The organism is Desulfocicer niacini, assembly GCF_054657595.1.
The window spans coordinates 55,835-71,205 of the sequence record NZ_BAAHYK010000029.1 but is presented as its reverse complement, the minus strand read 5'-3'; the positions used below and the strand labels follow the sequence as shown (position 1 = coordinate 71,205).

Genomic DNA, 15,371 nt, shown 5'->3' with positions numbered 1-15,371 from the left:
CTGTGTTTCTTTATATGGGTTTCCGCATAAAGTCATGTAATAATTAGAATCTAGTTTTTGGTTGTGGCTGGTGGGTACTGGGTTCTTTACAGCGACTGTTTTTTAATGATTCGTTTTGTTCCTCAGGGCATGGACGTTATACAATATATATTTCTTAAATCTGCTCTTCTTTCCACATATCCTCGGTGAATCTGACACATTTGTCGCGGCCCTCCTCCTTGGCTCGATAAAGTGCCACATCGGCAAATTTGATACAGCTCCAAAGGGTCTCGGTATCAGTAGGAAATTCGCTTACCCCGAGGCTGATTGTTTTTTGAATGATACCATCCGGGACTTTTATTTTAAGTTTCTGGATATTCAGACGAATTTTTTCAGCCACAGTCATGCTTTCTCCATGGCTGATATCAAGCAGCACCACCAAAAATTCCTCTCCGCCAAAACGGATAACGATATCTGATTCACGAATACTTTGGCGAATTGTTTTTGATGTTTTTTTCAGAACAAGGTCTCCGGCACTGTGTCCATAGGTGTCATTGACCTGTTTGAAATAGTCAAGATCGCACATGATCAGCCCTATTGACTTGCCTCTTCTCAGGACACCGGCAACGATCTTTTCCGTATAATCCTGTAGATAGCGGCGATTATATAAACCGGTCAGAGGATCAACCAGGGCAGATTCCTGCAGAGAGCTCATCAGACGTTTGGTTTCAATAACTGCCAGGGATTCGTTGATGTACTGTTCTGCTTTAAATATTTGGGCTTCCATTTCTTTCAGGTCTGATTGATTGTCCGGTTTGTCAAATACGAATTGGATAACGGCAACGGTGGCACCTCCGACTACAATGGGAAGGCAATGGTGATTCTGTCCTTTTTGTGTTGAAAACTGTCTGCAGATGGTGGGAAAAATGCTTGAGGTAATGGTGTGACCTGTCCGTTTTGCCTTGCATAGATCATTGTCATCAAGAATGTTAGGGCTGCACATCATTTCTTCCTGGTCAAAGGAGCTTGGGTAGGTCATTTGCATTTTGTTTTTGGAATTGATGATCTCATAAATAAAACAGTGGCTGATTCCAATCTGCTGGGTGAATACATCGCCAAGTCGCTGATACACTTCTTCCAGGCTGTCATCCTCCTCAATTACTTTTTTGAATACGGCAAGTCTATTGATTGATTCCATAAGACTGTTGAATTCTGCGGAGAGCATGCCTATTTCATCAATGGAAGTAATGGCAATGCGTTTAGTCAGTGCTGCCCGTCCTTTGCCGCCAGCGATGTCCTGAAGTCCCTCGATTACTTTTTTAAGTGGTGAGGTGATGCCGGTCCCGATTACAACAGCAAAAGATATTGTCAAGATGGTGAAAAGAAGAATTCCGAATAGTATGTACAGTCGAAAACGTTTGATTTCTTTTGCGATATCATCAATATAGATGCCACTGCCGATTATCCAGCCCCAGGGCTTATATAGTTTTACGTAGGATGTTTTAGCAACTGGTTTTTGGCTGCCGGGTTTGGGCCACATATAATCAACAAATCCGGAACCCTGACTTTTGCCGACAGCAGCAAATTCACGGAAAAGATACTTCCCCTGTGGGTCCTTCTTATCGGTGAGGTCAATACCGTCAAGTTCCGGTTTAATGGGGTGCATTACCATTATGGCGTTTATGTCATTAATCCAGAAGTAATCATGCTCATTGTATCGTAGATTTTTGATGCGATGTACAACCTGTTTTTTTGCTTCATCAATGCTGATTTCTCCCTTTTGGGCCAACTTACCATACTCATGAAATGTAGCGTAGGCGACATCCACAACATTTTGCAACCCTGCTGATTTTTCTTGAAGCAGTTTCTGTTCCACCAGGGGCATAAAATAGAAAAGAATTACCAGGCTCATTAGCGTCACACTGATGATTGATATGGTAATAATTTTACTTAAAATTTGCCACTCTTTAAATTTGGGTAAATGCATTTCTACCTCTTCAAGGTTGTTCATGAATGGTTTCAGTTGCGCAAGCCATATTAGAGGGCTCATATTGGGTTTCAGGGGATTTTGAAATATTCAGTTTATAAAGATCACATAGCACATTAAACGGGTGCTTTCAATAACGGTCATGTTGGCCTACCGACACAATGAATAAAGAAAAAGGCATGATGCCGCCCCCAACTGATCTGGCTTTTAGCCGGCAGTGGGGGCAACGGAATCAGGTTTTTTTGATCATAAATTAAACTGAACACCAACCATGGCATTGGCGCCCGGCATGGGATAACCGGTTTGATATTCATAATTCACATCGGTGAGATTTTCCCCTGACACAAACAGTTCACATTGATATTTTAAAGTGGGCAGATCCAGGACATAGCTGAGCTTTCCATTGATGAGACAATAGCTGTCAACGGTGTCGGTGTTTTCTGTATTGAGCTTTCTTGTCTGGGAACCCACATGGACAGAAGAAACATAGGAGCCATCCAGACTCAGCTTGAACCGTTCAAGGAAACGCCAGTTCATTCCATAACTGATGGTGGTTTCAGGGGCATAGGGCAGATCAGACGGGTCGGGGTCCAGAAGGGTTATGCCCGTAAAAAAGGACAAGGTGTCCATGGGTTGCCAGTTGGCTGTAAGTTCCATCCCCCTGATCGTAAAGGCTTCAACATTGCCATATATGGGCGTTTGCCCCGGTCTGGGTACGATCACATATCGATCCTTGCCGTCTTCGTAGAAAAAGGTGAGATCTGTGGTAAGGTATTGGCTGAATGCACAGGAAAATCCCACCTCGTAATGATCCACAATCTCCGGGTTTAGCTCCTCCCAGCTTTCTCCCAGCATGGGAAGCACCGCCTGGGACATGACCTCCACCTCAAGCCCCGGATAAATGACGCCCCGGGCGTAATTGAGATGCATTTCAGCCGGTCCGTATGCGGCCACAATACCAGCGTGGGGTGCCCACTGGCTGTCAAAGTTGCTGTGTTCATAGTAGCGTAGCCCCGCCGAAGGTGTTACGTTCAGGCCATCGTCGGGACCAAATTGCCAGCTGAGCGCCGAATAGGGGGAAAGGATATCAAAATGGTCTCCATCCCAGGCATCGGTGGTGCCATCGCTGTATTTCTGGGAATAATCCCCTTTGGTGTAATCCCAGTCCATTCCCACCAGCAGTTTTCCATTTTTTCCCAGGTTCACTGTTTCTTTGACTTTGACACCGTAAAAGAGAAAATCATTGAACAGGTCCTCGGTGACGCCGGTGGTGCTGGTGGGTTGGTCCAGCCAGTCCCCCTCGCCCTTGGTTCGGTAAAGCTTGAGTTCCCCAACGGCTTGTTCAAATTCATGGGAAAGGGTGGCCGTGGTCAACCAGGCCCGGGTTTCATACCGTCCTTCACGCAGGGAGTCATCGGCACCTTTCGCACCGGGATCATTGGCATAATTGTCATTCCACAGGGTGAAAAGCGTCAGGTCCCAATGATCGGAGAGTGTTCTGCCAATGCGGCCATAGATATTTTTAAGTTCTCCATCGCTGTTGTCGCGGTGTCCGTCCGATTCCCGATATCCACCTCCCAGGTAGTAATCCCATTGGCCTGCTTTACCGCCATGCTCGCCCTTGACCACATGGGTATCATAGCTGCCCATGGCCATTTGAGCCTTGGTGACGAATCCATCGTTTTCTTTTCGTTTGGGAACGATGTTGACCACCCCAAAGGCATTTCCGAAATACTGGGGCTGGGGGCTTTTGTAAATTTCAAGGTTCTGTGTAATGTCAATGGACATTAAATCCAGCAGGGGATGATTCCATACACTCATGAACATGGGGGCGCCGTCAATGAGCATTTTAATCTCAGCCCCCGGTCGGCTGGATCCCATGCCTCGGATGAATACCCCTCCGCCTTCGCCGCCACCAAAGGAGCCCACGGGGTTGAAGCGAGACATGTTGATGCCCGGGGTCAGCCGCAGGGCCGTTTCCAGATCCTGGGCATTTAAATCATCCAGTTGATCCTGGGTAATCACCGTTTTAACACTGCCAAAGTCATCGGTGTGGTTGCCTTCAATGATGGGGCTTGCCGTTACTGTTATATTTCCCAGGGTATTTATCGCCTGGCTATTCTCCTGGGCCAGGGCCCATGGTGTTGTTGCCCCCATGGACAATATAAGTGCCAGGATCAGATGAAAACAGATTGTGTAAGCTGACATTTTTCTCTCCTGAAATGATTTGTTGGCGTTTGATGCCGTCGTAAAAAGTTCAAGCCCGATTTTTTGAACACACCATGTGGCGTTTGGCTGTGTTTTAATATTTGTCCATATGTTGCGTTTTTAAGCCTTAAAACAATCAATGGTTGCTCCCGGTGTCGGTTTACACCAAACGGGATACCTTTTTTTCAAGCGTTAAAAGATAGCTGCCGGGTTCATCGGTGAACGCGGTGATGGTAAGGCCGGCCGCTTTGACATGGGCCTCCATTTCTTTTCTTGTTGGAAGTGTGTCGCTGGATACGGCACTTTCTCCATTGTGGTGGTGGGCAATTTCCTTTGAAGACATGAGGTGGGCTATGGTGAGCCTTCCCCCGGGTTTTAAGCAGGTTGCCATTCGTTTCAAGGCTCTTTTTTGATCCTGAAAATGGGGAAAGCAGGCAAAGCAGATGATGGCATCAAGGCTGTCGGATTCAAAGGGCATATCAAGGACATCGGAGCAGATAAAGGTGAGTCGTTTATCTTCATGCTGCCTCTTGTTGGTCGCTATCATTTCCCGGGCATAATCCATTTCAAACAGCCGCCCTTGGGGGGAAAGATGGGCCAGAATATAGGGAACCAGAACCCCGCTGCCGCATCCCACGTCCAGGATATGGTGGGTGGGTTGAATCTTGAGGGTTGACACAATGTTCTTAATTTTATTTGAATGTCGATCATGGGTATTGGTTTCAGGATTTTTATAATGTTTATCCAGCCAGTTGGCGGCCCTTTCATTGAAAAAGGCTTTTCTCTGGGGGTCTTTATCTTTCCCATGGAAATTCATTTCTGTTTTCATGGGGTGGGGCTGGCTGGCATCCGGCCATGACGGTTCAGTTTTCATACATTACTCCTTGTGTGTCCAGTCCATCCACTGGCAGGACCTCAGTTTTTGGGCGGTTTTTACATCAACTTGATAAACATTCTGATAAAAATCCAGGAGCCAGGCACCAAGGGGAATATCCTTGAATCGTTCCGGATAGGCGGCCTGGGCCATGACCATGACATCAATGGGGTATTCCAGTCGTTTTTCACAATTGCAGGGGCTCCAGGGCAGAGCAAAGACAGCCCTTTTTTTCACTGCCCGCATGCCCTGTAAATTTTGATAATAGGGTGCTTCATAAAGTTCCGACGGGGGATGGTAGCCCCAGGCCGTAACCAGAACAATGACGTCGGGGTCAAGGGCCAAGAGCTGCTCGGTGTTGAGGATGTTCCACGCCCCACTCCCGTTAAAGGCATTTTTGGCATGGACAAAATGGGTGAGAAAATAGGTCTGGAGGGTATCTGCTCCCTTGACATGACCGGCTCCTCCCTTGCCCCGGGCCTTGGGAGAAAGTCCCAGCAAAAGTATTTTTTTCTGGTCGGCAGGGGGGATGTCGGCGGTGCGGTTTTTGACCATTTTCACACATTGTTCAAGGTAATTGGCCAGGCTGGCCGCCGCCGCTTTTTTTTGAAAAATTTCTCCTAACAGAATGATCTCCCGGGTCATGGAGGAGATATCAGGGGTGTCAAAGGTATTGGGGCCATGGAGGACCACCAGGGGAATGCCCAGGGATTCCAGCAGAAAAATATTTTTTTCCAGAATATCCTTTCCCATGGAAAGGGAGCAGGAGCCTGTGCGGATGAGAATAAGATCCGGGTTGAGACCGGCAACCATTTCATAATTAATGCCCGATCCCGATTGAGAGACCAAGGGCAGATCCACCATCCAGGGATTAAGGTGGGCCACCGGGTTCATCCCTTCACCATAATGGTAACCGTTTCCTTCCACGGCTGGAAAGTCATAGGCCCATGTTTTGGAAATGCAGGCAGACCCCATGGCCACGATTTTTTTTGCCACCTTAAGCCGGGTCATGATGCCTTCGATCATACCGTCACTGATGGTCACCACCCGTTCAATGGATTGAGGAATTTCAATGGTTTTTCCCCGAAAATCCGTTACAGTTACATTCCCGTTGGTCTGGGCCATGACGTTTGCTGTCCATGAAAACAGGCATATGAACAGTGAAATCATCTTGATTTTAAAGATTTTTTCCATGCTTCTCCTTTTCGATTCATGGGAAAGGGCACCACACCACCGGTATTCCAGGGCAATCCACTGGGCATCACCATTTTTAAGTTTTCAACGGTTTTAACCTGGCAGGTATCCTCGTAAATTTGATTCATGAGCTTCTGGGTGATCACATCGCCGGGGGCGCCCTGGGCCATGATCCCCGACGGCCCCATTACCACAGTGGAATGGCAGAACCACACCACATGGTTGGGGTCATGGCTGCAGGCCAGAATTGTGGTACCCTGGTCTGCAATTTTTCTGAGGGTTTTCCACAGGGTCACCTGGTTTTTAAAGTCCAGGGCTGCCGTGGGTTCATCCAGAAAAATCAGTTCCGTGTCCTGGGCCAGGGCCCTGGCAATGAGCACCATCTGCTGCTGGCCCCCGGAAAGAATGTCATAGGGAAGGGCGGCAAGATGGGAAATGCCGATACGTTCCATGGCCTGGCAAACGCTTTTTTTGTCCGTGGCTCCGGGCCGATAAAAGCGATTCAAGTGAGGGGTTCGGCCCATGAGTACCATCTCTTCCACGGTGAAGGGAAACGGCGGGTGATGGGTCTGGGGGACGTAGGCCACCTCTCTTGCCATTTCTTTTGTTTTCAGATGCGTTATATCTTTATTTTTAAAGCAGATGCGGCCGGCATGGGGAGAGATGAATTTCAGGCAACATTTAAACAGGGTGGTTTTTCCCGTGCCATTGGGGCCGAAAAGACCGCACAGTTCTCCCTTTTCCAGGTGAAAGGAGATGTTGTCCAGAACCGGGGTTGAACCATAGGCATAGCTTATGTTTTCAATGGAAAGCATGTTATCCTCCAAAAATCCGTTGTCCCCGGCTTCTGATGAGAAAGAAAAGATAGGGAGCTCCCACAAGGGAAGTGATGATGCCGATGGGGATTTCGGCATGGGTCAATGTTCTTGCAATGGTGTCACACACAATGAGGTAAATGGCCCCCAGGATGGCTGAAACCGGTATGACCCTGCGGTGGTCAGGGCCTGTGATCATGCGCGTGGTGTGGGGGATCATGAGACCCACCCAGGCAATGATACCCACCGAGGAGACGGCAGCGGCCGTCATCAGGGTTGCAAGGGTAATAAGCATGAATTTGTTTCTTTCTGGATTAATTCCCAGGCTTTTGGCTTCCTGGTCGCCCATGGAGAGCACATTAAGCTTCCATCCGGAAAGCCATATGATTATAAAGCAGGTTAAAATAATGGGAAAAAGCACGAAGACATCCCGCCATCCGGCATAATAGAATCCGCCCATGAGCCAGAACACAATCTCCCGCAGGGCCGTGTCCTGGGCCAGATATTTCATGATGCCCACAAGGGACGCAAAAATGGATCCGGTGATGATGCCGGAAAGAACCAGGATGACCACCGGGGTTTCTCCCCGGACCCGGGCCATGGCATAGGCCATGCTTACGGCCAGGAAGCCGAAAATAAAGGACAGAATCTGCACCGAAAGAAAAAAAGCAGGAAAGACAATGCCCAGGGTGGCACCAAACGCCGCCCCGGAAGAGATTCCCAGAATATAGGGTTCCACCAGGGGATTTTTAAAGCAACCTTGAAAAACCGCTCCGGAGGTGGAAAGCGCCATGCCCACCAGAATGGCCAGCAGTGTTCTGGGAAGGCGGATGTTCCAGAGGATGGTGTGGTTCAAGGCAGGTATGGATGAAACCTGGGGTATGGAGAAAATGTGGGAGGAGAGGGTTTTAATTACCGTGGGAAATGGAATGGCATAAGTCCCGCATTGGATGCAGAAAAGTGCAATTCCCAGCAGTAAAAGAAAGAGGAATCCAGGGGTTGTCAGTCGGTTTAACTTTAAAACATTCATTTTGAATATCATCTCTGGGGGTTACCAAAATAAAAAAGGCCACGTAAGGAACGGTAAGGAGAAAAATTTCCCAACCGGCCTTCGTGGCCTTTATCTCAATTTGGTTTCATGTAAACAGCCCGACATTTTGGAGCCGGTTGTTTACTTAAAATTTTTGCGTTACATCCTTCAGGATGTTAATTGAGAGTGTCTTAGTATAATATGAATTCAATGTCAATTGGATTTTCAGGGCTTTATTGGAGGCGACGCAGCCGCTTCAGGTTCCCGACAACGTAATACCAGATCGTTGAGGGTCATTTCCTTTAACCCTTCTTTCATTAAGGTTTCAACCTGTTGGCAGATTTTCATCGCCACGCTGGTGTGGGCGCGGGGGTAAAGGTGGCAGGATACCTCTCCGGCATGGCGTATTCTGGTAAAGATTTCCGCTATGGTGAGGGTTTCCGGGGAACGGCCCGGCTGACAGGTGCGAATTTCACCGGTGGTACAGGGTTCTGACACAAAGCCGATTTTTTTTAGAAGATGAATGATCCGCCCGCAAAGCCGGGGAGGAATGCCAAGGTGCCGGGACAGCTGTTCGTGGCTTAACGGAGGCTCTCCCCTGGAAAACCCATCTGCCAGGATGATCAGAAGGGCCAGGGCCATTTGTTCAAAACTGTTGTGGTTGACCTGGAATCGTCGCAGATTTCGTCCATTGGCCCGCAGGTTCTGGCGGGCATAAGAGACTTCCAGGCCAAACAGCACGATTACCCAGGAAATGTATAGCCACACCATGAAAATCGGCAGGGCCGCCATGGTGCCGTAAATGGCGTTGTATTTCCCCACCCCCACCTGGAAATGGACATATCCCAACTGGGCCAGCTGCCACAGCGTGCCGCCCACGATGCCGCCCACAAAGGCGGCGTGCCATTCCACCTTGATATTGGACATGAAAACATAGAGTCCCGTAAAAGCCAGCCACATGAAAATAAATGGCACCACCTTGAAAAAAAATAAAATGGAGTCCCCCACCAACTGAAGGGTCATTAGCTGTTGAACCACTTTGTTGCTGGCCAGGGTTGAAGTCATGGAGATGGCGCTGATAATTAATACCGGAGCGATGAGAACCACAGACAGGTAATCGGAAAAGCGCCGCAGCAGGGGCCGTACCCCTTCAACTCCCCAGATATGGTTGAAGGTTTTTTCCACATTGGTCAAAAGAGATACCACCGCAACGATCAGAAACACAAGACCATAGGCTCCCAGCTGGGTCATCTGGGTGTTGTTTATATACCCTAGAATCGCTTCGGCCACCTGGCCATCCCCCACATTGAGTTTTTCGATGATCCAGGGTTGTAAAAGATTTTGAACCCCAAAGGCCTTGAGCAGAGCAAAGGTAAGTCCTAAAAGGGGAACCAGAGAGAGCATGGTGTAATAAGTCAGCGCCGATGCCCGCAGCAGACACTGGTTGGTTGTGAAATCTTGGATGACTAGGATAATGGTCTGGATGAGTCGCAGCACAATGCGCTGGGAAAGCCCCAACTTGGCCGGGTTTTGTTCCCAGAGCAGATATTTCATTCGATTTTTCAGGGCGGTCCGCAGGTTTTTATATTTAAACATATGCTGTTATTATCCTTTGTGCCCATATAAGATTGACAGGGATCATCGCTTTTTCTTGCTGGCAGTCAGGTGTTCATTTTCCGATCCCACTCAAATTCACTGCCAGTCACAGTGTCTTCCATGCGGCGGATGCGTCTTTCCAGGGATTCAAACCGTGTTTTCAAGGTGCGGATGGCCCCGGTCCTGGAGTTGACATAGGTGTCATAAAAGTCCTTTTCTCCATCGGTCTCAAGGGGTCTCACCGGCCTTGGTTTCATGAGAAAAGAGGCCGCAATGTAGATGCCGATGACAGGCCATAGCCCGCTGAAAAATAGGGTTACCACAAATATAATGCGTACCCAGACCACAGACACCTTAAAATACTCGCTGATCCCCCTGCATACCCCCATGATGACGCCATTTCGGGAACGAAATATACCCCCGGAATTTCTGGGACCAAATGCCCTCCCCATGCCAAACCCACGGGGAGAGGTCCTGTGATGCCATTTTTGTTGTTGATGCCCTCTCCTCATTTTGTCTCCTTTGCCTTGTATTCCATGAGAATGGTTTCAAGGGCTTCCACCCGGTGCTCCATCCTGGACAGACCGTTGTATATTTCCTGAATCATGGCGGCTTCTTCATTCTGTGTTTTTTTGTCCCTGCTGAAGGTGCCGGTCTGACGCATGCGCAAGATCATCAAAAGGGTTCCGGCAATGATGAGCAGGCAAAGAATGATACCGCTGAAAACAATGCCTGTGGTTAAAACATGATGCATAAAAATCATCTCCTGTGGGGTTCATGCCTGGTGAAAAGTTCACCAGGCGTTCCTGGAATCAGTCCTGCCGGGTTGTTTCCTTGGAGCGGGCAGCTTTCAGGCGGTTAAGCTCCTTTTCAATATCATCATCTATGATAATCTCTTCAAATTTCTCGTCAAGATTTGATTTTGTACCATAGTTTACCAGATCGGCTTCGGCCTCCATCTGTTCGATGCGGCTTTCCATCTGATCAAACCGGGCCAGGGTTTCGTGGTTGTCCATGCGCCGGATATCTTTCTGTGCCTGTTTTTTGCGTTGGGCGTGGATGTGCCGTTGCACGAGCATGCGCTGTTTTTCCCGGGAGGTTTTGAGCTTATCTTCCAGTTGTCGGATTTCCTCCTGGTATTGATCCACCAGGGAGGCGTGTTGGGTGAATTCCTGCTCCAGGTTGTCGATTTTGGTTGCGAATCGACGTTTCTCAAGCAGGGCTTCCCGGGCAAGATCATCCCGTCCCTTGATGACGGCAAGTTCTGCTCTGGTGTTCCACTGATCCAGTCGTTCCCGGACACTGTCCAGGTTCCGCTGAACCTTTTTTTTGCTGGCAATGGCCCCGGCACAGGAGGTTTTCAGCTCCACCAGTGTGTCTTCAATCTCCCGGATCATCATCTTGATCATTTTTTCCGGATCTTCTGCCTTGTCCAGCATGGAATTCATGTTGGCCGTGATAATGTCTTTGAATCTTGTGAATATACCCATGATAAATTCTCCATCTAATGGTTACTCTTTTTGGGACCAATCCTTTTGGCTTTTTGTTGCAGAACAATAAAGCCCATAAGCCAAGCCTGACCCCATTTTGTTCTTTTGGTTTAATTATATGCAGAAACAGTGCCAGACTGACAAAAAACGCAATGATGAGCGTTTTAACTTTCCTTGTGGCAGGTGGTTACTGCCATGCATGCTTTCTTATATGAAACAGTGGGTACTGGGTTTTGGGTTCTAGGTACTGGGTTCTAACAGCACTACTTTTTCATTGTTCGTTGTGGCTGGTGGTTATAGCCATGTATGTTTTATATGAAAAGGCAGCCTCCAAAGCAACTTCAGCAGAGCCGCCCCCCCGATGGGCAATAGGAACCGGACAATCGAGCTGTCTACAGTTCCGGTCCGGGGCCATTGCCCGTCGGGGGGGCGGCGGCATATTGCCATTTGGCTCCGCGTCTACGCCCCATGTTTCGTTGTGTTCGGCAGGATATGTGGGGTTATAAAAAAACACATGTTAAAAATACCTTGACCATGTAAAAGGGGGCTGTTAGTGATAATCCATGAAATTTTGGATATTAACCATATTATGGTGAAAAAACCATGAACGCTCATCCCTATGCCCAGCAATCGACTCCCACCGAGGCACTGGGGCAGTCCGAAGCGTTTCTGGATTTCCAGGAGCGCTTGTCCCGGGTGGCTCCCATAGAGCGGCCCGTGCTCATCCTTGGGGAACGGGGTACGGGTAAAGAGCTGGCTGCGGCTCGGCTGCATTTTTTATCCCTGCGCTGGCAGGGTCCCAGGGTGACATTAAATTGTGCATCCCTTGCTCCTTCCCTTGTGGAAACGGAATTGTTCGGCCATGAAAAAGGCTCTTTTACCGGGGCCCTCCAGCGCCGCACCGGCCGGTTCGAGGCAGCCCACAAGGGAACCCTGTTTCTGGATGAAATCGGCACCGTGCCCATGGAGGTCCAGGAAAAAATTTTACGGGTGGTGGAGTATGGGGAATTTGAGCGGGTGGGCGGTTCCGCACCATTGGAGGTGGATGTCCGCATTGTCAGCGCCACCAATGCCGATCTTCCGGCCATGGCTCGCCAGGGGCGGTTTAAAGAAGATCTGCTGGATCGCCTCTCCTTTGAGGTATTGTTTGTGCCCCCCCTGCGGGAACGAAAGGGAGATGTGCCCCTGCTGGCCCGGCATTTTGCCGTGCGTATGTCCTACGAGCTTGGCCGGGATCACATCCCTGAATTCAGCCGTCAGGCCATGGAACATCTGGAAAGCCATCCTTGGCATGGCAATGTCCGGGAGTTAAAAAATGTGGTGGAGCGGGCGGTTTACAGGGCCCGGGGCCGGGTGATTCACCAGATCGTTTTTGATCCCTTTATTTCCCCTTATGAGGTTCCGGGGCGGAAAGAGGCATCCCCGTCAAAGCGAACCCCAGACATTGCCACCGCCCGCAACAAAACTGCCAATAATATTCCGGAAGTATCATTGCCGGCAGCCAGGGATGCCCTGGAGATTTCTCTGTTGAAAAATGCCCTTGAAAGCACCCGCTATAATAAGAAAAAAGCAGCGAAACAGCTTGGCATCTCCTATGATCAACTCCGGGGTCTGTACCGGAAACATAAGGTCCAGCTGTTGTCTTGAATGTGCCCATTCCCACTTTCCTGGTTCGACGCTTAATTACAGAGGGTGCAGGCTTGATCATACCACCGCTCATTTGCCACAATTAGTGGACCAGTAGCCAAAGGTTATGGTATTAAATGCTGGGCATTTCTCTTTTATCAAGTTTACACCGCTTGGCGTAATAATCCCATTTTTCTGGAGGTTTTGCCCCAAACGTGTAAATTCCTTTGGAGCTGATATGGAGGATGCCAACGGCACAACCATTATTAACGGGATTTATGCTTTTAAAAAGCCAGAACCCAAAATCCAGAATCCGATACCCAACCAGGATCTTTAAAACAATGGCGCAAAAAATAAATATCATACCCACCCTGAAGCACTGGCTCTCCTCCCACCGCGAAGAACTGGATGCCCTTGTATTTGACATTGACGGAGTACTTCTTGTCAAAGGGCGGGCAGCCCCGGGCAGCAGGGAGTTACTGGCTTTGCTCCGCAAGGAAAAAATGCCCTTTTATCTACTCACCAATGATGGAGATCATTCCACGTGGGAGAAATCAGAGATTTTAAATGCCTCGGGCATTGATGTTCATTCCGAAGAGATTGTCTCCTGTGCCGACGGCCTGGTTGAGCTGTTCCGGGGAAAAAAGCCATCTTTGGCTCCTTTTTTCATCATGGGCAACCTGGGCACCCCCTGTTTTGCCGAAAAAGCAGGCCTGTCCACAACAAGAAATCTTGATCAGATTGACCAGTGTCAGGGCATTATTGTGGGGGAAAAGGGCTATGACTGGGAACCCGCCATCAATGCCGCAGTGAATTTTTTTGTGAAAAAACCCCAAGCCCCCCTGATTGTACCCAACCCCGATGAGTATTACCCGGGCAATGCCGGGCAGCTGTGCATCGGTGCCGGCGGGGTGGGGCGGTTTATCTCCCATGTGCTGGAAAGCTATGGGATAAAGGTGGCCCCTTTTTATCTTGGGAAACCCTTTGCCCCCATATTCAAGAAAACCCATGCGCTGCTTGAACAGCGATATGGCAGACAGATTGTCCGAAATCGGGTGTTGATGACCGGTGATTTCATCAAATCCGATGTCCAGGGAGCTTTGAATTTCGGCTATCGCTCGGCCCTGGTTCTCACCGGAGTGACCACTGCTGAAATGGTGGAAAAATCCCATGTCCGGCCGGATTTGGTTTTTCAGGCTCTGGGGTGATTCAGGGGATCAAGCCTCACACCGGTTGCTCCAGCTGCAGGAAAACCGGATCATCACGTCTTACCGAGGGAGATGAATGGCTGGGACTTGGCCGCTGAGTTCCAGGCCATGAACGCGGATTTTAAAATACTGTTCATGTCCGGCTATACCGCCAATGTCATCGGGCACTGAGGGTATTGGATGAAGGCGTTAAATTTATTGCAAAACCCTTTTCCCAGAAAGAGCTGGCCATTAAAGTGCGGGAAATTCTGGACAATTAATCCGGCTGCCGTTAAGACTGACCCCAGCCCAGAGTGGCCAATGTTATGGCCAACCCCGGAAAATTTAATTCATGAGAGAAAGGGATATTAGATGTTGATAATCGGTCATAGAGGGTCCGCCGGGACATCCCCGGAAAATACCCTTAAATCATTTGAAGAAGCCGTTCAGGCCGGGGCCGATGCCCTGGAGCTGGATGTACAGGTCTGCCGCACAGGGGAGCTTGTGGTCATCCATGACATGCGGGTGGATCGCACCACCGATGGTAAGGGCCTGGTTTCGACGCTGAGCTTTGATGAGCTTCGTTGCCTTGACGCCGGAGAAAAAGAAAAAATTCCCACCCTCCAGGAGGTTCTGGACCTGGTGGACAACCGCATTGAAATTCATGTGGAGTTGAAAAGTGCCGGAACCAGCGAAAAAACCGCCTGTCTTTTAAACCGGTATGTCAAGGAGGGCAGGTACACCTTTGACCGGTTTGTGGTCAGTTCGTTCAATCACCATGAACTGGTGAATTTCAGGAAATTTAACAAAGTGTGCCGCATGGCGGCCCTGATGGCCCACACTCCTTTGAATTACGCAGATATTATTGCACCCCTTTCCCTGGATCTCTGGTCTTTAAATTTGGATATAGACAACACCAGCCCTGAATTTGTCCGGTCGGCACATGAAAAAGGATATCGGTTCCTGGTGTACACAGTCAATGACCTGGAAGATAAAAATCGTTTGAAAGCGATGGGGGTGGACGGTGTGTTTACCAATTTCCCGGCCCGATTTATGGCCATATAGCGGGCATCTTCCCACAGACACAACAAAGAATGAAAATAGCCTTTTGATCATCGTAAATGTTATAGTCTGGGTAATGCTTTCTGGCGCATTTATGCTGAAAACTTCACACAGGGTGTGAAACAGCAGGTAGTTTACAAAGGTTGCAGCGTAAAGACAGGTAAGCAGTAGTGCCATTAAAAAAATAAAGCCAGTTGTTTTGAATCCGTGGAAAACGCATTGGTTATATCTCCGTTAACGGCTTAATCATAACCGCAGGCCTGACCCCACCCCCAAGGTGGTGGCCAGGGTTGCTATCAATTCTCCCAAAAGGTGATCATTGA

13 protein-coding genes are annotated in these 15,371 nt (G+C 49.0%); 3 read left to right on the top strand and 10 right to left on the bottom strand.

Annotation, left to right across the window (positions count from 1 at the left end):
* Window positions 1-154 precede the first annotated feature (154 nt).
* The 10 genes from ACYQ2M_RS16065 to pspA all read right to left on the bottom strand — a co-directional run bounded on the left by ACYQ2M_RS16065 (window position 155) and on the right by pspA (window position 11,173).
* Entirely contained in the window at window positions 155-1,966 is a 1,812-nt protein-coding gene (locus tag ACYQ2M_RS16065) for a diguanylate cyclase (protein ID WP_459917381.1), read from the bottom strand.
* Between the two features lie 246 nt (window positions 1,967-2,212).
* Window positions 2,213-4,174, bottom strand: a complete 1,962-nt coding sequence (locus ACYQ2M_RS16060) for a TonB-dependent receptor (RefSeq protein ID WP_459917380.1) — start codon at window positions 4,172-4,174, stop codon at window positions 2,213-2,215.
* A gap of 160 nt (window positions 4,175-4,334) precedes the next feature.
* Window positions 4,335-5,048: a class I SAM-dependent methyltransferase gene (locus tag ACYQ2M_RS16055; RefSeq protein WP_459917379.1), complete on the bottom strand. Its 714-nt coding sequence runs from the start codon at window positions 5,046-5,048 to the stop codon at window positions 4,335-4,337.
* Between the two features lie 3 nt (window positions 5,049-5,051).
* Window positions 5,052-6,242, bottom strand: a complete 1,191-nt coding sequence (locus ACYQ2M_RS16050) for an ABC transporter substrate-binding protein (protein ID WP_459917378.1) — start codon at window positions 6,240-6,242, stop codon at window positions 5,052-5,054.
* Window positions 6,215-7,057, bottom strand: a complete 843-nt coding sequence (locus ACYQ2M_RS16045) for an ABC transporter ATP-binding protein (RefSeq protein WP_459917377.1) — start codon at window positions 7,055-7,057, stop codon at window positions 6,215-6,217. The genes ACYQ2M_RS16050 and ACYQ2M_RS16045 overlap by 28 nt, the downstream gene beginning before the upstream one ends.
* 1 nt (window position 7,058) lies before the next feature.
* Window positions 7,059-8,087: a FecCD family ABC transporter permease gene (locus ACYQ2M_RS16040; protein WP_459917376.1), complete on the bottom strand. Its 1,029-nt coding sequence runs from the start codon at window positions 8,085-8,087 to the stop codon at window positions 7,059-7,061.
* Between the two features lie 225 nt (window positions 8,088-8,312).
* Entirely contained in the window at window positions 8,313-9,683 is a 1,371-nt protein-coding gene (locus tag ACYQ2M_RS16035) for a YhjD/YihY/BrkB family envelope integrity protein (RefSeq protein WP_459917375.1), read from the bottom strand.
* 65 nt (window positions 9,684-9,748) lie between these two features.
* A complete protein-coding gene (gene pspC, locus ACYQ2M_RS16030) occupies window positions 9,749-10,195 on the bottom strand; it encodes an envelope stress response membrane protein PspC (RefSeq protein ID WP_459917374.1) in 447 nt (148 codons plus the stop codon).
* Window positions 10,192-10,437: a phage-shock protein gene (locus tag ACYQ2M_RS16025; protein ID WP_459917373.1), complete on the bottom strand. Its 246-nt coding sequence runs from the start codon at window positions 10,435-10,437 to the stop codon at window positions 10,192-10,194. The genes pspC and ACYQ2M_RS16025 overlap by 4 nt, the downstream gene beginning before the upstream one ends.
* 58 nt (window positions 10,438-10,495) lie before the next feature.
* On the bottom strand, window positions 10,496-11,173 hold the full coding sequence (gene pspA / locus ACYQ2M_RS16020; RefSeq protein WP_459917372.1) for a phage shock protein PspA: 678 nt from the start codon (window positions 11,171-11,173) through the stop codon (window positions 10,496-10,498).
* Window positions 11,174-11,776: 603 nt separating this feature from the next.
* Between pspA and pspF the strand changes: the two genes are divergently transcribed.
* From pspF to ACYQ2M_RS16005, 3 genes are all read left to right on the top strand, one after another.
* Entirely contained in the window at window positions 11,777-12,820 is a 1,044-nt protein-coding gene (gene pspF, locus ACYQ2M_RS16015) for a phage shock protein operon transcriptional activator (RefSeq protein ID WP_459917371.1), read from the top strand.
* 320 nt (window positions 12,821-13,140) lie between these two features.
* A complete protein-coding gene (locus ACYQ2M_RS16010) occupies window positions 13,141-14,007 on the top strand; it encodes an HAD-IIA family hydrolase (RefSeq protein WP_459917370.1) in 867 nt (288 codons plus the stop codon).
* 351 nt (window positions 14,008-14,358) lie between these two features.
* On the top strand, window positions 14,359-15,051 hold the full coding sequence (locus ACYQ2M_RS16005) for a glycerophosphodiester phosphodiesterase (RefSeq protein WP_459917369.1): 693 nt from the start codon (window positions 14,359-14,361) through the stop codon (window positions 15,049-15,051).
* Window positions 15,052-15,371: the final 320 nt, after the last annotated feature.